Below are 24,754 nucleotides of genomic sequence, written 5' to 3'. Positions count from 1 at the left end.
AAGGTTTTATTTGTCTTAATCGAGACGCTTAAACATGCCTTGGCCAGTAGTTGCGTAGTGCCACTGAAGTTTCGCTACGACGTTGATAGGAATGACTGTGGATAGTGAATCGCGCAGGGCCACTGTAGCAGAGGCATCCGATAATTCTCCCCCAAGAACATTCGTCATGCTGTAATACACACTATCGGGGGTAATCTTCGTGACTTGTACAAGACCGTAGCTGCGGCTATCGTCACTTGCTTTGAACCGATAGCGGGCTCCTACTTCCACTAGCTCGTCGCGAAAGTTGTTTTCGGCACTGCCCGTAGCGGCGACACGGTTGGCCGCCGACGACTTGCTGGAACTAGTACCCGGGCTTGTCCGCCCGACTATAACTATGAATACAACGGCCACTCCGAGGAGTATCAGCAGGGCAAAGTTGGTAAGCGGCGTGCGGGCTTGGGTTTGAATGGCTCGTACGGGAACTTGATAGGCCGCGGGCATTTCGCGAGTCGTCAGGGTTTGCTTGCAGTGCTGGCATACTGTAACACTGGTTTTCCCTATTGGGAAAGCTGGAATCCAGAACAAGTGAAAATAGCGCGAAAAGACAGTGCTGGTCAGCGAATTGACGGTGCCGCAGTGCACACAGGCGAGGTCGGGCAAAGGCACGGTGTTCACACGTGAATTGCCGGTGCCGAAGAAAAACAACATAGTACAGGTATTATAGAGTTAAATACGTTTGATGCGGGTTGGTTGTGTGTGAAGCAGTAGGGTGATATAGCTTGGGTTTTTAATCTAACTGCCGTAGCCGCAGCGTGCTGCTTATTAAGAAGAACGCAGGATTGGGGAAGCTAAAACAGAATGCCGCTACTGATAAGCTAAATAGGGATTTAATTTCATAGCGCCGCCGTATTTGCAACCTGCTGTGGTGAAGCCAGTACCTTTGCCTCTTTAAAGCTCTTCGTTGTTATGCTGGAAACTCCTACTGTATCGGCCCGGAAGCCTGCATTAATCTTCATATTTATTACGCTCCTTCTCGATGTTATTGGCTTCGGCATCATCATTCCGGTGCTGCCCAAGCTTATCACCCACCTAACCGGCGAGCCAATCAGCAGCGCGGCGCGCTACGGGGGCTGGATGGGCTTTGCGTTTGCCGGGATGCAGTTTCTGTTTTCGCCCGTGCTCGGTAATCTATCCGATAAATACGGGCGGCGACCAGTGCTGCTAGTGGCCCTGTTCGGTTTCGGCCTCGACTATTTGTTTCTGGCTTTTGCGCCGAGCATAGCGTGGCTGTTTATGGGCCGCATGATTGCGGGAGTCACCGGGGCCAGCTTCACCACGGCCGGCGCCTACATCGCCGACATCAGTACGCCTGAAAACCGGGCTAAGAACTTTGGTTTGATTGGCGCCGCTTTTGGCTTAGGCTTTATTATCGGGCCGGTAATTGGGGGAACACTAGGGCAATTTGGGCCGAACGTGCCGTTTCTAGTGGCGGCCGGCCTGACGCTGCTCAACTGGCTCTACGGCTTTTTTGTACTGCCCGAGTCGCTGGCCAAAGAGAGCCGACGTCCCTTTGACCTACGGCGGGCCAACCCAATAGGCTCGTTGCAGTTGTTACGCCGCTACCCCGTCATTTTAGGTCTGGTAGGTTCGCTGACGCTGGTGTACATAGCGGCACACGCTACACAGAGCACTTGGTCGTATTATACGATGTACAAGTTTCACTGGAACGAGGCTTGGGTGGGCTATTCACTAGGCGTGATTGGCCTGCTGACGGCGTTGGTGCAAGGCGTGCTGATTCGCTTTCTTAACCCAAAGCTAGGCCCAACCCGGTCTGTGGTTTTGGGATTGGGTTTTTATGCCGTGGGCTTTCTGCTGTTTGCCTTTGCCCCAACGGGCTGGTTTATGTTTGCCTTTCTAGTGCCCTACTGCCTCGGCGGTATTGCGGGGCCGGCGTTGCAGGGCATCATGTCGGGGCAGGTGCCCCCTACCGAGCAGGGCGAATTGCAAGGCGCCCTCACCAGCCTGGTTAGCCTCACCGCCATTGTAGGGCCACCCCTGATGACCAATCTATTTTCCTACTTCACTGGCTTACAGGCCCCTTTTCATTTTCCGGGGGCACCTTTCCTGACCGGCGCTGTGCTTACAGTGGGCAGCTTGCTGCTGGCTATGCGCTCCTTAAGCACCTATGAGGCGCCAACGGCTGCCCCTGCCACCGAGTAGACTAGGCTTGCGTGCCACCGCGCTGTTCGACTACGCCATTCTCGCAACGTCATATTCCGTGCCCCCGGCAGCCGATACAGCCGGGGGAGTTGCTGGTGAGGGTTCGGCACTGTGTACTTCACTTACTTGTAGTTCACTGCCTCAGAAGCTACCTTCGCCGACATTACGGCTCTATTCTTATCTGATGGTATTTTATGCTGGCAAATTTCAGAGGCAAGCTCCACCTTATTTTTCTTCCCGTATTGGCGCTTGGCAGCCTGCTAATGCTGCTGATTGCGGGAGGCTACTGGCTGCTAACGGTGCGCCTAGCACTGTTTGATCCTAGCTCCAGTCAACTGCTGGCCGGCATTTTGGGGTTGAGTATCGTGGGCCTTTTGCCACTGCTATATCGGCGGCTGCACCTGCTGTGGCGCGGCTCTGACGACCGATGGGTTACTCTTTATTACATGGTGCCAATGGTAGCCGTAGGTTTCTCCAGCCTGTTTCTGCTGGACTATGTGCAGGCTAGCACCGGGCTCCTTACTGCTCTTCGCAGCGTACGGGAACTACCACAGCAATCCGCCGATACCTATTACTTCACTCTGCGCGAGTGCTACCCTGACCGCCAACACGCCGGTGCCTACACCACCGTCACCTCCTCCGGCAAGCACGACGAATACGTGAATTTCGAGCTGTACGTAGCCTGTCCGCTACTGCCTGCTCCCACTGATACAACTGCTGTGGCGGCTTGGCTCGGGCTCCCCTTCAGGCATCAAATCAGCAGCCGCCTTTCCAATGCGCAGAAGGAAAAGGAATTGCAGAGCTTCTTACAAAGGAGCCAAAACAAATTTAATGAGCAAGACCTAACAAGATTCACTTACCTGACCCGCGTGAGCGGCCGGGATGATGGTCGGGAATTTCAGCAGGCCGTGTTGAAAAGTCCTTTGCAGGTGGCCGCTGCCACGCCGTACATCGTGCTGCAACCGGAGCATGGTTCCTTCGCGGCCCGTGCCGAGGCTCCACGACGCCATCTGGCCTGGGCTCTTGAAGTGGGTTGGGGTGTTTATTTGCTGATGATGCTGTTTCCGCAGCTCTCCCCTACGGCAGTGGAGCAATGGCAACGGGGTAATTCCACGCCAGGCTTGTGGGAACAAGCCACGGTGTTTTTGCGCGAAAATCCTCGTTTTCGGGCTACTCCACTCCTCGTATTCTTCAATCTTGTGGTGTATCTGGCCATGGTCATCCGGTTGGGTGGCTTGAACTTCCGCACCGCCGATTTATTGGCCTGGGGTGGCAGTTATGGCCCCCTGGTACGGGCAGGTGAATACTGGCGACTGGTTGCCCCTATGTTTCTGCATGGTGGCTTCGTGCATATTCTTTATAACTTGATTGGCTTAAGCACAGTTGGCTATTTTTTGGAGCCCCAGCTGGGCTCTGGCCGTTTTGCCATAGCCTACTTGCTGACTGGTATAGCCGGGACGTTTGCGAGCTTGGCCTGGGCTCCTGAAATGGTCAGCGTTGGGGCTTCCGGCGCTATTTTTGGGTTGATTGGGTTGATGCTGGGCCTCGTCCGCCAGGCGGCTTCCGACGAACGAGCAGAGTTTCTAGTTTTAGCAGTGCTGTTTGGACTTCCAGGGCTGGCAATCGGCTTTTTCTCTCCCGCCACCGATAATGCAGGTCACCTAGGTGGCTTGTTAGGCGGTATTCTGCTGGGTTTGTGGTGGAAAACCTACAAAGCAGCTGAAATCAGCAGCCGGTTGTGACAGTAACTACTGTCATAAGCAAGCGCCTGCCGAAGCCCTGATTTGCTTCGGCAGGCGCCGCCCTATTACCTGTTGCACAGCTATCTAATCCTTGCCGATCAGCTTCTTGAAGCCTTTTACCGCTTCTGGTACGGCTAATGCGAGAGAGGCTACGGAAGCTACCGTAGCCACTTGGCAGTAGAAGCACAGCGCCTTGTTTTCCTGCCACTCTTCCTGGCCAAGCTTCACCGTAGTCAGGGTGTCGAACAGGGTTTTGATGCCCATAGCCACGGGCAAGGCTGGCTGCTGCGAGGCGCGGCGCAGGCCGCCGGCGCCGGCCAGGCAGGCGGTGAGGCCGTAGGTGACCATCATGGGCAACGCGTCGGGCGTGCTAGCGCGCTTGTAGGCGTAGTCGGAGGCATCTACTTTGTCGGAGTCGAAGGGGCCGACGGGTGGGTCGGGCAGGTGCTTGATGATGCCGGTTTGGTAGAGGCTTACTATCTGACCCGCGGCCACCCCGAGGATGGAAAGACCGATTATCCAGCGGCGGCGGGTGAGGTCGGCGCTTTGGCCGTTGCGAAGTTCGTAGCTAAGTTCAGTGGGATTCATCGAAGCCGATTTTGCAGTGGAGGACTGCAAAAGGGTACGACAATGGCTGTGGCTGAGTTAAGGTGGAGCTTAAGTGGCCGGACCTGCTACCTGTTCAGAAACTCTTTTACTTTGGGATGCGTGAGCAGCTTGTAAGTAAACAGAAGGATGCCCATTACCTCCAACAAGCTGCCCATAATCAATAGGATATCGGCACCGCGCCAGTGCTGAATCTTGAACAAGGCACCCACGAGGTTGGTACACAAACCCAATACAAATAGAAGTAGCGCGTGCTTGGCTTTCATGCGTAGTTAACTATGGGTACTCTCCACCTAACTCAACCCAAATGGCCGCGTAGCGGCTTCAGGTTTGTAGCTTACCGCGGCCAAAAGCACAACGCGCCGCGTAGCGGTGCCAGATCGGCAGGTGTTTCTGACACCGCTACGCGGCGCGGAACAACGTTGTGCTTGGTTTCTACAAACCTGGAGCCGCTACGCGGCCATTCCATAACTTACCTTATTCAGCAACAGTCCCAATAAAAATAGGCCTCTTCAAACCGGCCATCTTTTAGCGCCTGCTCGTTGATAAAGAAATGCGCCACGCCCGAGTCTCCGAACATAATTTCTTCATCGACATCAATTTGCAGTAGCTGCACGTCTTTGGTGGGTTCAGCTTGATATTGATGTGGGTCACCGTGCGTGAAGAAGGCATAGCCACCTAGTTTATGGCCGGTTCCCGACAACAGCTTTTCGAAAGCTTCTTTTTCGGCCTCGGGCTATGTCTCAGCATATTCGTGGCTATCCAACCCGTTAAAGCGCAGGTTAAATCGATAGTCTTCCATTGCTCCATATTCTGTGGTACTAGCGAAGGCGAGTGCATGCCCACAGTAGACCGGGCTATCCTCATAGTGCGTTGGAGGCAAGAATTGGTAGTCGTCTCGAATATTCGTTTCTAATTGCTCAAGGCTGAGATACAATACTTTTGATTCCTCTGTATCAAAGCAATCGAAAGCCGATATGTAGAATTGCAGCAGCCCTGTGGCCGGCAATAAGCTATTTTTAGGTAGCTCCTGTAGATTAATCTGCGCTAACAACAGCAGCGGACGTCCGGCTTCATCAATCGGATAGGGTATGGCGAGCGGCAAGTGCGGCAACCCGCCAAACTTGCTGGCGGCGGAAGCAGTTTGGTTGGCGGCCAGCGGCGTGGCCTCGATTTTAATACTCTCCAACTTGTACTGCTCTAATTGGGCGGCATAGGGCGCCAGAAAATCCGGAATCATGGGGAGAGATGCTAAATCTTGGAAACAGGCTGCAACAAGTATAGCGCTTCTTACTGAACTGCTACCTTCCGGTAGCGCAGTTGCTCCGGGTGGTCCTGGTCGGCGTAGAATTCCAGCTTATCCTCCATTCCCTGTATCTGAAAACGCACTTCCCGAGGCTTTTGGGGCGGTTTGAAACGAGTCATCTGCTGGAACCGCACTTCCCGCGTTAAGGCGGGGTTGTGCTTGTTGATTAGCCGGAGGCCCCGGTTCTCGTCCAACAGATAGTAGGTGTAATTTTGAGGCGCATAGCTGTAAGGTACACTATACCCTAGCTCAGTGTTATAGCCTTCGTAGCGGAAACGAGTAAGCGGCTGACCACGCAGGTTCAGAATGAAGGCATTAGGTGCGGCCCGCATCTTTGGCGGCTCTACAAATTGCGTCGACTGAAGCGAGCTATCAGGACCGTATTCTTTTCGATATTCGCCGTAGGCATAAACGGTGAGCAACGTAGTATCGGAGAGGAAAGCTGCTGATACCAGATTTGACTTAGGTTTGAGCAGAGTCAAAGGTGGACGGCCGGGTCGCAGTAGTTTAGCGCAAGTCAGCGCGACCTGACCGTTGGGCGCAAAACGGGGCTTGCAGTCCGCTGCGTCAACTGCCAGTTCGTTGCTGCGCGACAATTCCAGCACCTGGCCATCTAGTCCCAGCAGCAGAAACATATAGCTTCCTACGTCGCTTTCTGGAATCACGAAAGTTAGCTGGAAACCAAAGCCCCCTAACGCCGGATTGTAGCCGAGAAATACTGGTTGCTCCGGTTCGCTTCTCACCAAAATATCAGGATCAACCTCTTTGTTGAAATCTTTCTTTCGCAACTCACGACGAAACAGCCGTTTGCCTCGCGCATCGAGCAAAGTGAAAGCAAGCTTTAAATCCACCCCGGCTCTTTCTTCCGTCGGGCCCGACTTGATACTATCGGCCGCTAAGGCTGTTCCGGCCTGCCCGACGGGGATATATGAAAGCTTGTGACTGGAATCAGCTCTTGCCGTCACTAACAGTCTATAGCGCTGGCCGTTGATAAGCAAGGTGGTATCGGCCGGCGCAGGGCGCAACTGCTGGTATGCCATCCAGTCGGTGGTATCGGCGGGCGGCGCAGGCGGTGGCACGAGTGGCTGAGCTGTGGTATCGATAGGCGTGGTCGGGGCGGTGGCGGTTTCGGTGGCGGGTGGGCTTTGGTTGCAGCAAAACAGGACCAAGCTTAACAGGCTGATTAGGATGGCACTTGCGTACGCCCTTGAAGTGTTCATAGATGCAACCACCCGATTTCCGACGCTGGCGCGCCTTTTCTGGCTTGCCACAAGGTATCTTTACTTTCAATGAATCCGCAAATTTCTTCCGCCGCTCCCCCTCCTACCGTCGCCACCGACTCTTTTCTCTCGCAGGCCGCACACGATTTGGTCGGCCGCTACTCGCCCGAGGAGCTGTCGGATTTGGTGGTGGTGGTGCCTACGCGGCGGGCCGTGGTGTATCTGAAGAACGAGCTGGCCATGGCCACCAGCGCGGGCGAGGCCCTGTGGAGCCCCCGCGTGGCGGCCATGGAAGATTATATGGTGGAGCTGGCTGGGGTGCAGGTAGAAGAACCCATTGCGCTACAGCTGCTGCTCTTCGACATCCTGAAGGGCATCGACAAAGACCTGGATTTCGACCGGTTCGTGAGCTGGTCGGGGCTGCTGCTGCAAGACTTCTCGAACCTCGACCAGAACCTGGCGCCCGCCAACAAGGTGTTCGAGTACCTCTCGCAGGCCAAGGCCCTGGAGCGGTGGGAACTAAGCGAGGCACCCTCGCCGCAGTCGATAACGGGCGCCTACTTCAAGTTTTGGGATGACCTTACGAAGGTGTACCACCGTCTGCGCCGCCGGATGCTGGAGCAGCGCGTGGCATATCCGGGCCTGGCGTACCGCCTAGCCTCGGAGCGCGTGACCGAGCAGGTAAAGAACGGGGCCATGCCCGCCAAGCACGTATTCCTAGGTTTGGGCTACCTCTCGAAAGCCGAGTTTGCGCTGATTGACGTGCTGCACCGCGCCGGCCGCGCCGAGATACGCTTTGATGCTGACTTGTTTTATCTCGATTTCGACTCCCCCAACCGCGCCGGCCAGCATCTGAAAAACTACCTGAAGCGGTGGGCCCCACCCGAGTTCGGCGACTTTGGCGCCCCCACCGACTTGCTGCGCACCCTACCGCGGCACGTGCGCTTCGTGGGCGTGGCCAATGCCAGTATGCAAGGTAAAGTGGCTGGTCAGCTGTTAGCTGAGGCTCGCACTGAGTTCCCCAACCGCACCGTAGCCGTGGTGTTGCCCGACGAAACCCTGCTGCTGCCCGTGCTGCACGGCCTCCCCCCCGACGCCGTGCCCGACTACAACGTGACCATGGGTCTTAGCTTCCAAAGCACGCCCCTGTTCAACCTCGTGGATTTGCTGTTTGAGGTGCACCTGACTGGCATCCGGGAAGGCACCGCCGAAACCGGCTACGGGGTGCCCCGCTACCACCACCTGGCCGTGACCAAGCTGCTGAGCCACCCGTTTCTACGGCGCTATCAGCAGTGGCTTGATAAGCAGTCTGCCAAGAAATACCACGGCCTGCTCGACGGCGTATGCCGCGAGATTGTGAAGCGCAACGCCGTGCTGCTGCCCGCCACCGAGCTGCTGGAAATGGGCAAGCACCATCCTATCATTGAGGCGCTGTTCCGGACCTGGGACACCTGCGACGACATCATTGCGGCGTGCTACACGCTGATTGACTTGCTGCGGCAGGTGTACACTGAACAGCATTCGGCCATCGAAGCAGAATACCTGTACCTGTTTTTCACCCTAGTGAAGCGGCTGGATTCGGTGTTCGACTGCCGGGAGCAGCGGCTATCGGTGCGCTCGTTTCGGCGGTTTCTCTACGAGCAGATGGCGCGTACCCGCCTGCCCTTCTCCGGCGAGCCCATTGCCGATGTGCAAGTGATGGGCCTGCTCGAAACCCGCGCCCTCGACTTCGACCACATCATCCTGCTCAGCTGCAACGAAAACGTGCTGCCGGCCCCCAAACGTCACACCTCGCTCTTCCCCTACGACGTGCTGACCGAGTTCCGCATGCCCACCTACGCCGACCACGAAGCCGCCACGTCCTACCAGTTCTGGCGCCTGCTTCAGCGCGCCCGCCGCGTAGACCTGGTGCACGTGCTGCCCGGCGCCGAAGGTACCCGCACCGGCGAACGGAGCCGGTTTCTACTCCAGTTGCAAAACGATTTGGTACCGCAGAATCCGGGGCTGGTGCTGGAAGATCTGACGGCGCAGGTGGCGGTTCTGACGGGGCCTCACCCCCCGGCCCCCTCTCCCGCGGAGAGGGGGAGCCTGACGACTTCGGTACCAGATAATGCCTACCATGTACTTGCTATTACTGCACAGGAAGGTGCAGTGACAGAACACGTATTTACTGCTGATGCGGCTACGTGGGAAAAAACTGCGGCTTATTCCAAAGAAATGCGGGCCAAGCCCACGCCTGCTGAAGACGCCTTGTGGCAGGCAGTACGCAATCAAAAGTTAGGAGAGAAATTTCGGCGGCAGCACATCATCAAATCCTTTATTGTTGATTTTATCTGTATTGCAAAAATGCTGGTGGTTGAAGTAGATGGCGATGTTCATACGGAAACCAGTCAGACTGAATACGACCAAGGCCGAACGCACGAATTAAATCAGCTTGGCTACCGGATCCTGCGCTTCTCCAACGCCGAAGTGCTAAACAACCTGCCTCATGTCGTAGAACTAATTCAGCAAAGCCTAAAAGACCCTATCCCAATTGTTGCAATAACTGCGCTGACACCAACACCAAACACTCCATCTAATCACACGACAGAACACTCCACACATAGTGTAAGCGCGTCGTCAGGCTCCCCCCTCTCCACGGGAGAGGGGGGCCGGGGGGGGGAGGCCCCACCAGAACGCCCCCTCCTCAACGACTTGGTCCTGGAAAAAGACCTTGGCATGCTGGACGCCCTGCGTGAGGTGCTGGTGAAAGGCCTCTCCCCGACTGGCCTCAACGAATACCTGAACTGCTCCCTGAAATTCTACTTCAACCGCATTGCACGTTTTCGGGAGGCCGACGAGGTGGAGGAAGCTTTGGGCGCCGATGGGTTCGGGACGGTGGTGCACGAGGTACTGGAGGAGCTGCTGGCCCCGTTCCAGCGCAACAGGCAGCCCCTCACCGAAGCAGCTATTCCGGGCATCATTAAGGCGGCACCGGCTCTGGTAGCCAAGGCCTTGCGCAAAGAGGAAGACGACCGCCACGCCCGCGCCGACGAAGGGCTCAACCACGTACTTGGCCAAGTGGCCAGCCAACTCGTGCGGCGCTACTTCGAGAGTCTGCTAACCCAACCCAATGCGCTGCCCCTCCAGATTCAAAGCATCGAAGAAGCCTTGCAAGCCACCATCTACGTGGCGCTGCCCAGCGGCGAGAAGCTACCGGTCAGCCTCATCGGCTTCGCCGACCGGGTCGACCAGCTGCCTGATGGCCGCCTACGGGTGGTCGACTACAAAACCGGCTTGGTGCACGCCCACGAGCTGAAACTGCAAAAGCGCAACGAAACGCCCGCCGAGGCGGCCGAGCGCCTGATTCGGGAGGATACGCCGGCGGCCGACAAGGTGCGGCAGCTCTGGCTCTATCGGTTTATGCTGGAGCAAGGCGGCCGGCCGGCCGCCGACGCGGCTATTATTTCGCTGCGCAATATTCCGGCCGGCCCCATGTCGGCCGATATGTCGTTTCTGACCACTGATGGCCAGTCGTTTATGGCCCGCAGTGAGGAACTGCTAAGCCTGCTGGTTAACCGCATCCTCGACCCAACCGAAGCCATCCGCAAAACCGATGACCTGGAAAAATGCCAGTATTGCCCATATCGGGGCATTTGCGCCAGATGATTGTTGATTGCTGATTGTTAGTTATTGATTGCTGAGCCTTACCATTCTAACAAGTCAACCACTAACAATTAGCAATCATCAATCAACACCTAACAATCAACAATCAATTCATGGACGAATTCATGCAGGCCGCCATCGATGAGGCGCGGCAAGGACGTAAAGAAGGCGGTATTCCGATTGGCTCGGTGCTGATGCGCAATAACGAAATTGTGAGCCGGGGGCACAACAAGCGGGTGCAGGAGCTCGACCCCATTGCCCACGGCGAAATGGACGCCCTGCGCAACGCCGGCCGCCAGCGCACCTACCGGGATACGGTGCTCTATACCACCCTCATGCCCTGCTTTATGTGCGCGGGTACCATCGTGCAGTTCAAGATTCCGAAAGTGATAGTGGGCGAGGCGCGCACCTTCGGCGAGTCCCGGGAATTCCTCGAAAGCCACGGCGTGGAAGTTGTGATTCTGGACTCCGAAGAGTGCGTGGAAATGATGCGCGAGTTCATTGAAGCCGAACCAACCCTCTGGAACGAGGATATTATGGAGTTGTAGGAGCTACAAGCAGTAAGCTTCTCGTTGAGCATAACAGCTACAAACTATTGGCTGATGTTCAACGAGAAGCTTACTGCTTGTAGCTCTTACTTGCGCAACGACGATTCGCGAATCAGCAGCTTGGGCTTGAGCACGATGTTGTGCGGGGAGGCCGGCCGTTCGGGGTCGTCGGTTATCATATCGAGCAGCAGCTGCACGGCGGTGCGGCCCATCAGCTCGCAGTGCTGGTCGACGCTAGTAATGGCGGGGTCGGTGAAGGAAGTGAACTGCTCGTTGCTGAACCCGGCCAGCGCGATGTCCTGCGGTACCCGGATGCCCGCTTTTTTCAGTACCTGCATGGCGCCTACCGCGGCCACATCGATAGAGGAAAACACGGCATCGGGCCGCTGCGGCAAGGCTAGTAGCTGCTGCATGCCCTGGGTGCCACCGTCCAGGGTCATTTCGCAGAAAATGGTTAGCTCCTCTTCGGCGGGCAAGTCGTGCGCCTGCAAGGCGTCGAGATAGCCTTGGTGGCGGTTGCGATGGATGTTGAGGTGCAGCGGGCCCGTGAAGTGCGCAATGCGGGTGCAGCCCTGCGCCACCAGATGCGTCACCACCTCGTAGGCGCCCTGGTAGTCGTCGATTACCACCGCGCCCACGCTCGTGCCGGCAATGCCTTCCACAATGCGGTCAAAGAAAACCAGCGGGATGGTATTGTTTTGCACCATTTCGAAGTGCTCGAAGTTATGCGTCGTGTTGGCCAACGATACCAGAATTCCCTCCACCTGCGCATTCATCAGCAACTCGATGTTCTTTCTTTCCTGCTGCTCGTCTTCGTTTGACTGGAAGATCATCACGTTGAAGCCCGACAGGCTGGCCTCGGTAGCAATGCCGTGTACCACCTGCGGAAAAAAGTTACCGATGATGTGCGGCACCAGCACGCCGAGCATCTTGCTGCGGCCCCGGCGTAAGCCCGCTGCCAGCTGGTTGGGCTGGTAGTTGAGGGCCGTCGCCAGCTGCCGCACCCGGAGCTTGGTGGCCTGGCTGACATCTTCATGATCGGAGAGGGCGCGGGAGATAGTGGAGGGCGATAAGTTTAGCTGTTTGGCTAAATCTGTAATAGAGGCCCGACGATTTGCCATGGTTTGTTTGTTGCTATAGCGGCCGTTGCGGCGGAACGCAGCTAATAAAAGGTGGTTGCGCGACAAAACTTTTCGACGTCCGGCTACTTACCGGATTTCAAGCGGTAAGCAAAGTAGCACCATCTGTTTGAAGTTGCACACTGAACTTTTCTATTACCACTCAACAACAACTTTTCCGTCTACCAAACGCCTCTACACCCTAATTTTGCGTCATGGAACAACAGCCGCTCACCGCCTCCAAAAAATGCCCGCACTGTGGGTTCTGGAGCCGTTGGCAGCAGCGGGTCGATGACCGGTGCGAACGGTGCGGCCTCTACCTCGACGCCCCGCGTATGCGGAGCGAACAGGCGCGCGAGGCCCTGGCCAATGAGCCGTTGCCGTCGTTTATGCGCATCGAAATTAAACCCGACGACGGCCCGACGCTCCGCTTTTTCAAGCATATTATTCGCGGTGGGCAGTTGGCATTCGGGGCAATGGTTTCGTTTCTGCTGTGGCTGATTGCGCTGCTGGCCGGATGAGGTGGTGGCCCCGTGAATTGCGTCACCCCCTATTTTTGGTGTGCACCGCGCTCTACATCCCCATTGCGCTGCACAAATACAGCGGGCCGCTTCTTTGGGGCTGGCGGCTACCCAACGTAGTGCGGTTTTATTTGGCCGATGTGGTGGCTTTGCCGCTGGAACTCACGCTGCTGCTCTACATGATGCGCCATTGGTACTTTCGGCGCCCGAGCTTCGTTCTTCCCACTACCTGGATAGTTGGTACCTGGCTGGTGTTTGGGGTTTGGTTTGAGGGCATACTTCCTCGCATCGACCACCGCGCCACCGCCGATCCGCTCGATGTGGTAGCTTACGCCGTAGGCGGCTTTATCTTCTGGCGCTGGTTGAACCGGCCGGCGTAAGCGTTTTTGGTTGTTTGTTTTTGGTTTTTGGCTGCTTGTGTTTAACACATGGGCTTGCTAAATACGTATTGAACGCAGCCGTTTAGCTTAGAAAGCTGGCTCCGGCCGCTCTGCTGGCTGAATATCTTCGATGCCAACAAACGAAAAACCAGAAACGAAAACCGAAATTCATGCTTCACGATTTGCACCGCGTACTGTCCACGTACTGGCAGCAGTTTTTATTTGTTTTACCCAAGCTGTTGCTGGCCCTGGTTCTGCTGGTTATTGCCATCATTATCGCCAACCGTTTCAGCCGCGTACTCGGCACCCGCCTGCGCAGCCGCGCCCACGACCCGCTGCTGGCCGATTTTCTGACCGGCATCAGCCGTTGGGTGCTCTGGCTGCTTGGGCTGCTGCTGGCTATGCAGGTGATAGGTCTTTCGGGCGTGGTAACGGGCATGCTCAGCGCAGCCGGGCTGTCAGCTTTCGTGGTAGGGTTTGCTTTCAAGGACATTGCGGAAAACTTCCTGGCCGGCGTAATCCTGGCTTTCAACCGTCCCTTCCACCTCAACGATACCGTGCAGATCCGGGACCAAACCGGCCACGTGGAGGCCCTGAACCTGCGGACCACCGTTATCCGCACCTTCGACGGCAAGCACGTGTTTCTGCCCAACTCCATCGTGCTCAAGGAGCCGCTCATCAACTTCACCCGCAACGGCGACCTGCGGCAAGACTTCCTCATAACCGTTAACTACGGCCCCGAGGGCACCTACGAGCAGGTGCGCGATCTGGTGCTAAACTTCCTGAGCACCCAACCCGACCTGCACCACGACAGCCCCCGGGCGCCCTACCTGGTGCTGGAAAAATCGACCGAGACCACCGCCGATGTGCGGCTGTATTTCTGGTCGTCGTCGGAAGAATACCGTCGGGGAGCCCTCGAGACCAAGAGCGAGGTGATGCAAAGAGTGAAGAACCTGCTGCTTGAGAAAGGCTACGCCCCACCTACCCTGGCACAGTAAGCAGGCAAGATTTTTGCGCCCTAGCACCACAGTTCAAGGCGCTTTTTTTGTAACATGCGTTAAGACAGAACAGAATTGCCCACGGCTTTGCCCGGCCGTTTTCCTTATTGCCCCGCGGCTATGCGCAAAAAATTCGTCCACCGGCTACTCAGTCCGTTGCTGCTCTGGCGCTTACGCCACGTCAACAACCGGGTTTACCTAATCCTGGTGAGTGTGCTGGTAGGGTTAATGGCCGGGCTCACGGCAGTGCTACTGAAGAACTCGGTCCGCCGCTCCCAAGAATTTCTTTACTCTTGGGTACCCGAAGAAAAGCGAGTCTTCGCTTTTTTTCTTTACCCTATTATCGGTATTGCGCTGTCGGTGCTGTTCACGCGATATTTCCTGAACGGCAACCTGAGCCGGGGGCTGGGGCCTATCATCTACAACATTGCCCGGCAAGGCAGCATCGTGCCGCGCAGCAAGCTGTATTCACAGTTTGTTACTTCGTTTATCACCGTCTCGTTTGGTGGTTCGGCGGGTTTGGAGGCTCCTATTTCCGTGACGGGCGCGGCACAGGGCTCCAACTTAGCGCGGCTGCTGCGGGTGGGTCCGCGCGAGCGGCGCCTGTTGGTGGGTTGCGGCGCGGCGGCCGGCGTGGCGGCCATCTTCAACTCGCCTATTGCGGGCGTGCTGTTTGCCGTGGAAGTGGTGCTGGGTGAGTTGTCGGCGCCGTTCTTTATTCCCTTGCTGATTTCGGCGGCAACGGCCACGGTGGTGTCCAAGGCGCTATTTGCGGGTCAGCCGTTCGTGCTTATCACCACCAGCTGGCCCGTCGATGCCATTCCGTTCTACCTGATGCTGGGGCTGTGCACGGCCATGCTTTCCGTGTATATGATCCGGGTCTACTTTGCCTCCGAAAAGTTTTTCGAGCGTTATCCGGGGGCTTTCCGCAAGGTGCTGTTTGGTGGCCTGGCGCTAGGCGTACTGGTGTTTTTATTTCCCCCGCTTTATGGCGAGGGCTACAATATTGTGCAGCAATTGCTGGCCGGGCACGGGCAAGAACTAGTTAGCGGCTCTATTTTCGCGGTGTACCGGGATGAAAACGTGTGGATTCTGTTGGCTGTAGCAACGGGCAGTATGCTGCTCAAGGTGTTTGCCACCACCATTACGGTGGGAGCCGGCGGCAACGGGGGCATGTTCGGCTCGTCGCTGTTTGCGGGCGCTTTGCTGGGGTTTGTGTTTGCGCGCCTTATCAATCTGAGCGGCCTCACCACCGTGCCGGAAGTGCATTTTATTGTACTCGGCATGGCCGGCGTATTGGCCGGCGTCGTGCACGCTCCGCTTACGGCTATCTTCCTTATTGCTGAAATAACGGGAGGTTACGCGCTGTTTGTGCCCCTGATGGTAGTTACGAGCAGTTCCTACGTTATTACCCGCTACTTCGAGCCCTACTCCGTGTACACACGCAAGCTGGTGCAGCATGGCGTATATGTCCACCGCGACCGTGACCGGGGCCTGCTGGCGCAGATGGATGTTCCGCACCTGGTTCAAACCGATTTTGTGGCTGTGCGCCCCAACGATACGCTCGGCGACTTGGTCAAAACCTTCCGCCACGCCAGCCGCAACATCTTCCCCGTAGTCGACCAGGATGGGCAGCTAGTAGGCGTTGTCACTCTCGACACCGTGCGCGACGCCCTCTTCGACGACGCCCACTACAGTACCACCCGCGTGCGTGACCTGATGACTGAGCCACCCGCCACTGTCAACCCCGACGATTCCCTGCTCGATACGCTGCGCTGCATGGAGCAGCTCGGCGTCCCCGCCCTCCCCGTCGTCGACCACGGCCACTACGTGGGTTTCTTGCTGAAATCCACCATCTTGGCCGGCTACCGTAAGCAGCTTCTTAAGGAAACAGAGTAGTGAAATAGTGAAGGAGTGATTCAATGAGTTTGCGGTTCAACCGGAATAAGGCGGGGCCGCGACTTTTTTGGAGTTGGTGCAACTCTCATTGCTGCTACCTGCTTGACATTGTTCTAAGTGAGACCCTCCAACGATAGTGATACCACCCCACTTCCGCGCCAGCAGAGCATCCAACTCACTCAATCACTGACTCACCAAAGACCGGTAGAATGACGAAGAGAGGATATTTCAAGCAGCTCTCTTGTTAATAAAAACACGGCCTTTTTATACTCGTAGCAAATGAGGCTTTACCGTACTTTGCACCCTTTCCTAGTAAGGGCTGATTGGTTGAATTGATGTCGTTGTCTTCCCTTGTTGCAGTTATTGGGGGTGGGCCGGCCGGGCTGCTGGCCGCTCAGCGCCTGGCCGAAGCCGGCTACCGGGTGGCCGTGTACGAAGCTCAGGCCACCGTAGGGCGCAAGTTTCTGGTGGCTGGCCACGGCGGCTTCAACCTCACCAACGCCGAAGGCACCGCCAGCTTTGAAACCCGCTACGGTCAGCAGCAGCCGGCATTCAGCCGTTTCCTCCGCTACTTCTCTCCCACCGATTTGCGCCAGTGGGCCACCAGCCTGGGCATCGACACCTTTGTTGGTACTAGTGGCCGGATATTCCCGCTGAAAGTTCACAAACCCGCCGACGTACTCCGCGCCTGGGTACGCCACCTGCAAAACCTCGGGGTGGCCCTGCATACCCGCCACCGGTGGCTGGGCTTTGCCGGAGCCAGCGGCCTACGTCTGCGCGACGAAACCACCGGCCACGAATTCGACCTGCACCCCGATGCCACTGTGCTGGCTTTAGGCGGGGCTAGCTGGAGCAAAACCGGCTCGGATGGCCGCTGGGTATCGGCTTTCGAGCAGATTGGGGTGCAATGCGTGCCGTTTGCCGCTAGCAACTGCGGCGTAGAAGTGGCCTGGTCGCCTTATTTCCAAACCAAGGTAGGCCGGGCGCCGCTCAAAAACATTGCCTTGCGCTGCGGTTCCCAACGAGTTCGAGGCGAGTTGCTACTTACTGAATATGGCCTGGAAGGCACGCCGGTCTACGCGCTTGCCCCTTACTTGCGGGCGGCCCTTGCCACCCATACCCCAGCGCTGCTGCACCTCGACCTAAAGCCCGACCTTAGCGACGAGCAGTTGCTTGCCAAGTTGCAAAAGCTTGAAATTAGCCGCTCCCTCCCTGACTTTTTGCGGCAGACGTTACGCCTTGGGCCGCCAGTTTTCACCTTGCTGCGCGAAGTGGCCCCCACCGACCTCCATGCCTCCCCCCAGGCCTTGGCCCACTTGCTCCGCCACGTACCGCTGCCCGTACAGGCGTTGCGCCCCCTCGACGAAGCTATTAGCAGCGCCGGTGGCGTCGCCTGGTCTGAGCTGACTGAGCACCTGATGCTGCACCGCCGCCCCGGCACTTTTCTGGCAGGCGAAATGCTGGACTGGGAAGCTCCCACCGGCGGCTATTTATTGCAAGGCTGCTTCAGCACCGGGGCCTGGGCCGCCCACGGTGTTGTGCAATGGCTGAAACGGTAATATTCCCCTTCTCAAGGACCCCAGGCCCTACGACACGGCTGACTTGGTATTCAGCTAGGCAGTTGTAGCTACGGAACATACTTCAAACCAACCTTGATCTTCTCGTCTCACACTAGCATCAATACCAATGGATTTGTCTTGCACTATATAAGCTGTAATTAGATTTGTTTTCGTTTTAAATACCTGCCACGGCCGCCCACCGCGGAGTTTAGGCTTTAAGTTTATACCAGTTATTTGAATAAAATTTTGTCATTTCCAGGGCAAATATTCTGACAGGCCCGTTGTACTTACCCTCAACTTGCTGATGCATAACCTTATATAGTCTAAATAAACAAGTAAAGTACATAATACTGTAAAGGCTACCAGAACCTGCCCCCGTTTATCGATTTTGCGGATTTGTGCTCAGTTTATATGCAATCAATATGAATTTCTTGAAATGAAATTCTTGAACAACGTCTTATAAAAATTCGAGCAACTCATTATATTCATAATAATTTATTATCGTAAAAATATAATTTAATAATATTCAGACGGATTTTGCGAAACGCATCTCGTATCTATATTTGCAATAAGCGCCAACACACGATTTGAATTTTTTGAAGCTATTGCAAAAATCTGCCTCTCCGGGAGCGGAATTCTATTACTGCTTTCAGCTCTTTGAAACTGTACATAGGAAGTTTATCGGGCTTTTCCTGAGTGATTCTATGGGGCGCCTTCCTACCCGCCAAACCACAGATTACCAATTTTTTGCGTCAAGGCAAACCGTTTAAAGCGCAGGAAGGCTTGCTTTCACCCAAGGCTATTGCTTGATAATTGTTCCCGTGCCAAGCTATGCACTGAACCGGCTGTACTTCAGACCAAGAGCAATTCCCTTGGCACTGAATATAACTTTATCGCCATTAATTTGACGCGCTCTAACTCCCTGTTGTTGGGAGTCATCACAACCCACCATTACACCTAACTTTCAACAAAGCTAAAGTGCAAAAAACTACTACTTTTTCTTGTTTAAGTTCTGCGCTCAGAAACTTACTGAACCGCTCAGTTTGGGTTGCGAGTGTCTTGTTCTTCTTGCCCGTTCTGGTGCGTGCCCAGGCTCCTAACGTTTCGTATACGGGCCCTATTACCATCACACAGGGCGGAGTGTACACGGGCAATTACCAAAGCCTAGACTCGAATGTGCCTTGCATACGCATCGAGACGACGGACCCAGTAATACTGGAGGGATGCGTGTTGAGCGGAGCGGGTGATTTAGTACGGGTTGCCACTGAGGGGGCCGACGTAACGGTGCGGCAGTGCCGCGGCTATGGACTGCAGCCCTCCGTGAATGGTCAGGCGCGGGGGCGCTTTCTGGATATTCCGTTTGCCCGCCGCCTCACCATCGAGCACAATTACTTCGAGCACACGAGCGGCATTGTGGTGTACCGCTGGCGTGGCAATGGCGCGCCCAACCAAACGCTGACGGTTCGCTACAACCAAGCCAGCAACATCGATGGGCGCTGGCGCAACAACCAGGGCAGCACCCGCAGCAGCTTTCTGTTGCTCAATACGGTGCAGCAGCTCGCCAATGTCGACATCAGCTACAACCAGGTAATAAACGAAGCCAATCAAAGCCTGGTTGAAGACAATATCAACTTCTATAACACCTCGGGCACTCCGCAAAGCCCCCTGCAGGTCCACGACAACTACGTGCAGGGCGCTTACCCTTTTCCGGCTACGGGAGCAAGCTTCACTGGCACCGGCCTAACCACCGACGGCGACGGGCTGGTGCTGGCCACGGCGGCGAGCTTCATCGAGGCGCACCACAACCAGTTTGTGAGCACCTGCAACGCGGCCATGAACATTGCCGCCGGCCACGACATCTACTTCCACGACAACCGCATGGTGACCAGTGGCCTGCTGCCCGATGGTTCCCGCCTCAATGCCACCTACGCCGCTACCGCCGTTTTCAATTATTACCAAGCTCCAAGCTCGATTTTCTTCAACAACCGGATCGAGCAAAATACTATTGGCTATGTGCGTTGGGGAGCGAACAATCCCTTTACCGACCGTCAAGACTTAAGTCCGGGGGCGTGTAGCACCTGCACTGGTAACACGCACTTACCTAACCCCATCACGCTGCAATCAGAGCAGAACGAGTGGACGCTGTGGCAGCAGAAACTGCAAGCAAACAACGTTATAGTAGGCGTAACGGGCAGTTCTACGCCAATCAATCCAACCCTAACTCCTGGGCGGGTAGCAAACGCCAGCTTCGACAACGATGGCCAGGGCGTACAGTCGCCGCAGGGCTGGAACACCTGGGGCGGCGCCCGTGGCCAAGACTACGCCGACTATTCTGAAAGCTATCCGAACGCGCATTCGGGGACCTACCACGGAACGCATTACTCTGATTCGAACTATGAGGTATACACGTATCAAGTGGTCTCGAACCTACCGAATGGTCAATACAAGCTCCGTGCTTGGACGAAAGGCAGCAGCCAGTCGAACAGCGTATATATGGTAGCCAAGGATTTCGGTGGCAATACGATAACGACCAGTATCCCCGCTACTTCAGGAGGCGCAGCGGGTCCTTGGCAGCAGGTGGAAGTTTCCAACATTCAAGTTAGCAACGGGCGGTGCGAGATTGGTTTTTACTCGCAGGCCGCTGCTTATCAGTGGCTGTATTTCGATGATGTGGAGCTGGTACCCCAATCGTCGACCACCGGCGTGGCGCCAACTGTCAGTTTAACGTCTCCTGCTAACAATAGCGCGGCTGTTCTTGGCACAACCCTGACCGTAGCTGCTACGGCCACCGATGCCGACGGTACCATTGCGAAAGTGGAGTTCTTTGAGGGAGGCACCAAACTAGGCGAAGACACCTCGGCGCCTTACGAGCTGAGCTGGACGCCTGCCGCCGCCGGCACATTCAACCTGACCGCCCGGGCCACCGACAACAGCAACACCGCTACTACGTCAACTGCGCAGGCCGTTACGATCACGCTTCCGGCTCCGGTTTCCCAAGTTAACCTACTAGCGAATCCTAGCTTCGACAACGATGGCCAGGGTGTACAGTCGCCGCAGGGCTGGAACACCTGGGGCGGCGCCCGCAACCAGAATTACGCCGACTATTCCGAAAGCTACGGCAACTCGCGCACTGGCCCCTACCACGGCACGCACTACCACCCGCAGCCCTACGAGGTGTATACCTACCAAACAGCAAGCAACCTGGCAGACGGCCTGTACACCCTGCAGGCATGGGTGAAGCGCAGCGGTGGCCAGAGCGTGGTGGTTATGCTAGCCAAAAACTTTGGAGACGCACAAGTGGAAACGGCCATTCCAACTACTGCGGGCGGGGCCAGTGGGGCATGGGTGCAGGTAACGCTGCGCGATATCAACGTAAGAAACGGACGGTGCGAAATCGGCTTCTACTCCCGCACCAATGCCCCCGACCAATGGCTGTATTTCGAGGATGTTGAATTCTTCAATCAAGCTAACACGGCCGGGCGAGAAGTTGTTTCTGCTGCGCAACGCCCTGCTGCTGAACCTGCCACTACTGCAACTGTAAGCATCTATCCTAATCCGGCGCACGAGCAGTTTGCCATCACCACAACCTATGAGCAGGCTGGCCCCCTCGATATTTGGCTCGTTACCCTGCAGGGATTACGCGTAGCGCATTACCAGCAGCAGGCACAGGCTGGCGCCAACAAGATTACAGTACCGGCCAACAGCCTACCAGCAGGTACTTATCTACTACAAATTCAGAACGGAAAGGATGTGCGCACAGCGCGCGTACAGCTGCTAGCCGACTAAAGATGCCTTAAACGCAAAAACCCCTCTTACTGGCGGTAAGAGGGGTTTTTGCGTTTAAGGCATCTTTAGTCAACTCACCACGTAGTAGCCCGACTGTCGATGTAGTGGATTATTTTTCAGTTTTAATTGAGTATTCAGGCAACCGAGTTCCTAGTATGTAACTATTTCATCATCACTCAACTGTTACAGGAAAGCGCCGTCGCCTGCTTAAGCAAAAAAGATATTGCTATCATTTATAATGCAATTATTTGTTATTATATTTCTAAAAAATTAGTTGTTGCCCTTTTTTAAGCCTGCTTATGCTCCTTTATACTTCTCCTTTCCTACATAAGAATGCCTGCTTTTCATGCTCATACACTACTAAGAGCACTGAATTTTGCTGGCTACTTGCTGCCGGCTCTCCCATTGCTTCTACAATCGCTCGTGTTCGATAACACTATCCTTCTGTTAAGAGCCCACACCTCCTTTAATAAAGTTTAAACTTTAGAGTAATGAAAACCAATGTCGTAGAAGCAGTAAAGTTTTGTTTTACCGGTAAAGTCATCAATCATATAAGCTTAGCAGTTGACGAGAGCGAAAAAGGAGTGGAAAAGGCTTTGGAAAAAGCAATTCCTCTCGTGCTTGAGAGCTTGCTGCTGCGCGCGGAAAGAGCAGGAGGTGCGGAAACCTTACTCAACCTGGCTCGGGAGGCATATAGCGCTAATTTGTTTCCACACTTGCCGCACCTAGAAACCACAGCCTGGTACACCAAGGGCGCCAGCCTGATGCAAGGTTTGGCCGGGGACGGCTACGAAGGCTTAATCAACCGTATTGCTATTGTATCCAACATCCGGCAACTGGCGGGCCAGTCGTTGCTGCTTATAGCGGCGGCAGCGGTACTAAGCGTGCTTGGAAAGTATGCCGCCGAAAACGAGTTGTCGCAAGCCGAACTCGTAAATTGGCTTAGAACGCAGAAGGCGGAAATTGCTATGGCCTTGTTCCCGGACATGAACCGTCGGCAAGCCGAGTTCAACGCTCCTCTTGACGCTCCATTCAATGCCTCTTTGACTTCCCGGCCAACTACCATGGCACAGCGGCCTGGTCCGACCGAGCAAGGCGTCTGGACGTCGATTGGTGGGGGAGCAACCTTCACTCCGCAACCCGAAGCCCATGCCCCGGCACCGAGTCCAGTTAATAGTTTCCGCTGGCAATGGTCGTTGGTGTTATTGCTGGCCGTATGTTTAGGTTACTACTTCGGCCACGACCAGTTGACTACGATTCCGGGCACTGCAACAGCTTATGCCGACCCACGTGGCACTACTCCGGCGCCTTCTGGCTTGGTAGCCAGTTCAGTGGCAGCTTCGGCGGCACCAGCTGTAAACTCTGTTGCTTCAACTACCACGGAAGGAGTTTATGACAAAGGCCGGGATGCCTATATCTATGATACGGGCCAGCCCATCATTCTGACCTTGGCCAACGGCACCACCCAAAAAGTAGGCGCCAACTCCACCGAGAACCGGCTGTACTCATTCCTCTCAAACCCCGCCTTTCAGGTTGATTCAGTGAACCGGACAAAGGGCTGGATCAATTTCGACCGGGTGTACTTTCAAGCAGGCAAAGCCACACTTACATCCGAATCGGAACAGCAGCTACACAACATAGCAGAGGTGCTTAAGTCGTTTCCGAATGCGAAGGTGAAACTGGGTGGCTACACCGACAACACGGGTGAGGGCACCAGGAACCTGCAAATCAGTGAGCAGCGCGCCAAAACCGCCGCTCTTGCCTTGGTAAAGCAGGGTATCCCTTTCAGTCGGCTACAGTTCAAGGGCTACGGCGCCAAGTACTTTGTTGCTGACAATACAACGCTTGAAGGCCGTGCTCTGAACCGACGCATCAGTGTTCGGGTACTTAACAAGTAACCTCATCAATTAAATAACATAGTACTGCTACTGCCGCCGCTGCAGCAGCACTATAGCTGAAAACCACTATATACATTTGATTATTAATCATTTAGCGCTGAAGTCCAAATTAGAGCGCACACAAATAAATATAAACATTTAATTAAATTTTATAAATGCCTATAGGTCAAAATCAATTTATTCACAATAAATATTTAATAATGAATATCGCATGTTATATTGCATCGTTAGCCGCTCCTACTATTCCCACCGTGCCTTTTGTAATGTTCTCCTTTAAATTTCACTGGGTATATGGGCTCCTATTCCTATTATACTAACTCCACGCGCATCCTTTTACCAGGACTAGATGTAGTTATCATCTTCGGCGCTTTCCGCTTAGCCAGCTATCAGCAGGCAGGGAATTGGGTATTCAAAGGCAATTATCCGTTGCTGTTTGCTGTCTTTGCGCTTTTGTGGTGGATTCTTTCCGACCGCTACGCCAACATTTACCGCACCAATCCGCTGCTCTCGTATGGAGAGCGGTTTATGCGGCTGTTTGGTACGTGCTTGCTTCATGCCGGCATTGTGCTGAGCGCAGCCATGCTGCTAGCCACCAGCTGGCTCTCTTCCAGTTACTTATTAACCGTTTACGGTCTTATACTGGCAGGCGTGGTAGCGGGGCGATTTCTACTTACTTTCCTGCGCCGCACATTCTACCAAGTGATAGGCCAGTCCCACAATAGCTTCGTTATTGTGGGGGTCAGTCCGAGTGCGCAAGAGTTTCATTCGTTTCTAACATCGAACAACGCTGCCGATGATCAGTTTCGGGGCTTCTTTACTAATGATGCTGTGCCCACCAACCTTCAGCCCCTGGTGCAAGGTCAGGTGTCGGCACTCAAGGAGTATTGCCTGAAAGAGCAAATCAACGACATTTACTTTGCCCTGCCTCTCGACCAACACGAGTTGATTGAAGACCTTTCCCGCTTTGCTGACCAACACTTTATTTCCTTTCGCATCATCCCCGACTTTCAGGGTACGGTCCGCAAGGATGTGAACGTGTATTTCTACGACCACCTACCCGTGCTGACCATCCGGCAAAACCCGCTTGGTTTTCCAACCAACCAGGTGGTAAAACGCTTATTCGACATCTGCTTTTCCGGAGCGGTTATTCTTATGGTGTTCCCGCTCATCCTGCCGATTCTGGCTTTGTTGATCAAGCTCGACTCGCCGGGGCCGGTGTTCTTCCAGCAGCTGCGCCCGGGCAAGCGCCACCAACTCTTCCCCTGCTACAAGCTGCGCACCATGCGCGCCGACCACGGCCGCGCCGAGCTGCAGGCCACCGCCGCC

At 55.3% G+C, this 24,754-nt stretch carries 17 protein-coding genes and 1 pseudogene; 12 read left to right on the top strand and 6 right to left on the bottom strand.

The features are described 5' to 3' along the window. Positions 1–15: 15 nt before the first annotated feature. Positions 16–690, bottom strand: a complete 675-nt coding sequence (locus tag VF639_RS17300; RefSeq protein WP_331147186.1) for a zinc ribbon domain-containing protein — start codon at positions 688–690, stop codon at positions 16–18. A 258-nt stretch (positions 691–948) separates the two neighbouring features. Here VF639_RS17300 and VF639_RS17295 point away from each other — a divergent pair, with 258 nt between their 5' ends. Continuing rightward, entirely contained in the window at positions 949–2,202 is a 1,254-nt protein-coding gene (locus VF639_RS17295; protein WP_331147185.1) for a TCR/Tet family MFS transporter, read from the top strand. A 194-nt stretch (positions 2,203–2,396) separates the two neighbouring features. Continuing rightward, positions 2,397–3,944, top strand: coding sequence for a rhomboid family intramembrane serine protease (locus VF639_RS17290; protein WP_331147184.1), 1,548 nt, complete (start codon positions 2,397–2,399; stop codon positions 3,942–3,944). A gap of 84 nt (positions 3,945–4,028) precedes the next feature. On the opposite strand, the gene VF639_RS17285 is transcribed toward VF639_RS17290, so the two are convergent. The 4 genes and pseudogenes from VF639_RS17285 to VF639_RS17270 form a co-directional block, all read right to left on the bottom strand. Beyond that, entirely contained in the window at positions 4,029–4,532 is a 504-nt protein-coding gene (locus tag VF639_RS17285; RefSeq protein ID WP_331147183.1) for a vitamin K epoxide reductase family protein, read from the bottom strand. An 86-nt stretch (positions 4,533–4,618) separates the two neighbouring features. After that, positions 4,619–4,816 carry a GldL-related protein gene (locus VF639_RS17280; protein WP_331147182.1) on the bottom strand — a complete coding sequence of 66 codons (198 nt, stop codon included), beginning with the start codon at positions 4,814–4,816 and terminating at the stop codon, positions 4,619–4,621. Positions 4,817–5,031: 215 nt separating this feature from the next. Beyond that, positions 5,032–5,790, bottom strand: a pseudogene (locus tag VF639_RS17275) (YwqG family protein). Positions 5,791–5,840: 50 nt separating this feature from the next. Then, positions 5,841–7,076 (bottom strand): hypothetical protein, encoded by a 1,236-nt coding sequence (locus VF639_RS17270; RefSeq protein ID WP_331147181.1) that lies wholly within the window; start codon positions 7,074–7,076, stop codon positions 5,841–5,843. 69 nt (positions 7,077–7,145) lie between these two features. Here VF639_RS17270 and VF639_RS17265 point away from each other — a divergent pair, with 69 nt between their 5' ends. Both VF639_RS17265 and VF639_RS17260 read left to right on the top strand, forming a co-directional pair. Then, positions 7,146–10,724 (top strand): DUF559 domain-containing protein, encoded by a 3,579-nt coding sequence (locus tag VF639_RS17265; protein WP_331147180.1) that lies wholly within the window; start codon positions 7,146–7,148, stop codon positions 10,722–10,724. 110 nt (positions 10,725–10,834) lie between these two features. Next, positions 10,835–11,269 (top strand): nucleoside deaminase, encoded by a 435-nt coding sequence (locus tag VF639_RS17260; protein WP_331147179.1) that lies wholly within the window; start codon positions 10,835–10,837, stop codon positions 11,267–11,269. A gap of 86 nt (positions 11,270–11,355) precedes the next feature. Here the strand turns inward: VF639_RS17260 and VF639_RS17255 are convergent, their stop codons facing one another. After that, complete coding sequence (locus VF639_RS17255; protein WP_331147178.1) at positions 11,356–12,390, bottom strand: LacI family DNA-binding transcriptional regulator; 1,035 nt, start codon at positions 12,388–12,390, stop codon at positions 11,356–11,358. 212 nt (positions 12,391–12,602) lie between these two features. On the opposite strand from VF639_RS17255, the gene VF639_RS17250 reads away from it, so the two are divergent. The 8 genes from VF639_RS17250 to VF639_RS17215 form a co-directional block, all read left to right on the top strand. Then, positions 12,603–12,908 (top strand): hypothetical protein, encoded by a 306-nt coding sequence (locus VF639_RS17250; protein WP_331147177.1) that lies wholly within the window; start codon positions 12,603–12,605, stop codon positions 12,906–12,908. A 38-nt stretch (positions 12,909–12,946) separates the two neighbouring features. Then, on the top strand, positions 12,947–13,288 hold the full coding sequence (locus tag VF639_RS17245) for a hypothetical protein (protein ID WP_331147176.1): 342 nt from the start codon (positions 12,947–12,949) through the stop codon (positions 13,286–13,288). A 170-nt stretch (positions 13,289–13,458) separates the two neighbouring features. Then, positions 13,459–14,286: a mechanosensitive ion channel family protein gene (locus VF639_RS17240; protein WP_331147175.1), complete on the top strand. Its 828-nt coding sequence runs from the start codon at positions 13,459–13,461 to the stop codon at positions 14,284–14,286. Positions 14,287–14,406: 120 nt separating this feature from the next. Then, positions 14,407–16,185, top strand: a complete 1,779-nt coding sequence (locus VF639_RS17235; RefSeq protein WP_331147174.1) for a chloride channel protein — start codon at positions 14,407–14,409, stop codon at positions 16,183–16,185. A gap of 335 nt (positions 16,186–16,520) precedes the next feature. Then, positions 16,521–17,744, top strand: a complete 1,224-nt coding sequence (locus tag VF639_RS17230) for a BaiN/RdsA family NAD(P)/FAD-dependent oxidoreductase (RefSeq protein ID WP_331147173.1) — start codon at positions 16,521–16,523, stop codon at positions 17,742–17,744. 1,080 nt (positions 17,745–18,824) lie between these two features. Further along, positions 18,825–21,530: an Ig-like domain-containing protein gene (locus VF639_RS17225; protein WP_331147172.1), complete on the top strand. Its 2,706-nt coding sequence runs from the start codon at positions 18,825–18,827 to the stop codon at positions 21,528–21,530. A gap of 491 nt (positions 21,531–22,021) precedes the next feature. Then, complete coding sequence (locus VF639_RS17220) at positions 22,022–23,428, top strand: OmpA family protein (RefSeq protein WP_331147171.1); 1,407 nt, start codon at positions 22,022–22,024, stop codon at positions 23,426–23,428. A gap of 291 nt (positions 23,429–23,719) precedes the next feature. Further along, positions 23,720–24,754: sugar transferase (locus tag VF639_RS17215; protein ID WP_331147170.1), on the top strand; the 1,035-nt coding region annotated here is incomplete at its 3' end.

The sequence above is a fragment of the Hymenobacter sp. genome, assembly GCF_036387835.1.
GTDB lineage: Bacteria > Bacteroidota > Bacteroidia > Cytophagales > Hymenobacteraceae > Hymenobacter.
The sequence above is the reverse complement of the archived record's forward strand: the minus strand, read 5'-3'. Positions and strand labels throughout refer to the sequence as shown.

Bases quoted from the DNA above. Each gene is read 5' to 3' on its own strand.
- VF639_RS17265 (WP_331147180.1), top strand. From the start codon at position 7,146: ATGAATCCGCAAATTTCTTCCGCCGCTCCCCCTCCTACCGTCGCCACC.
- VF639_RS17290 (WP_331147184.1), top strand. From the start codon at position 2,397: ATGCTGGCAAATTTCAGAGGCAAGCTCCACCTTATTTTTCTTCCCGTA.
- VF639_RS17240 (WP_331147175.1), top strand. From the start codon at position 13,459: ATGCTTCACGATTTGCACCGCGTACTGTCCACGTACTGGCAGCAGTTT.
- VF639_RS17295 (WP_331147185.1), top strand. From the start codon at position 949: ATGCTGGAAACTCCTACTGTATCGGCCCGGAAGCCTGCATTAATCTTC.
- VF639_RS17280 (WP_331147182.1), bottom strand. From the start codon at position 4,816: ATGAAAGCCAAGCACGCGCTACTTCTATTTGTATTGGGTTTGTGTACC.
- VF639_RS17230 (WP_331147173.1), top strand. From the start codon at position 16,521: ATGTCGTTGTCTTCCCTTGTTGCAGTTATTGGGGGTGGGCCGGCCGGG.
- VF639_RS17220 (WP_331147171.1), top strand. From the start codon at position 22,022: ATGAAAACCAATGTCGTAGAAGCAGTAAAGTTTTGTTTTACCGGTAAA.
- VF639_RS17285 (WP_331147183.1), bottom strand. From the start codon at position 4,532: ATGAATCCCACTGAACTTAGCTACGAACTTCGCAACGGCCAAAGCGCC.
- VF639_RS17250 (WP_331147177.1), top strand. From the start codon at position 12,603: ATGGAACAACAGCCGCTCACCGCCTCCAAAAAATGCCCGCACTGTGGG.
- VF639_RS17235 (WP_331147174.1), top strand. From the start codon at position 14,407: ATGCGCAAAAAATTCGTCCACCGGCTACTCAGTCCGTTGCTGCTCTGG.
- VF639_RS17300 (WP_331147186.1), bottom strand. From the start codon at position 690: ATGTTGTTTTTCTTCGGCACCGGCAATTCACGTGTGAACACCGTGCCT.
- VF639_RS17255 (WP_331147178.1), bottom strand. From the start codon at position 12,390: ATGGCAAATCGTCGGGCCTCTATTACAGATTTAGCCAAACAGCTAAAC.
- VF639_RS17270 (WP_331147181.1), bottom strand. From the start codon at position 7,076: ATGAACACTTCAAGGGCGTACGCAAGTGCCATCCTAATCAGCCTGTTA.
- VF639_RS17260 (WP_331147179.1), top strand. From the start codon at position 10,835: ATGGACGAATTCATGCAGGCCGCCATCGATGAGGCGCGGCAAGGACGT.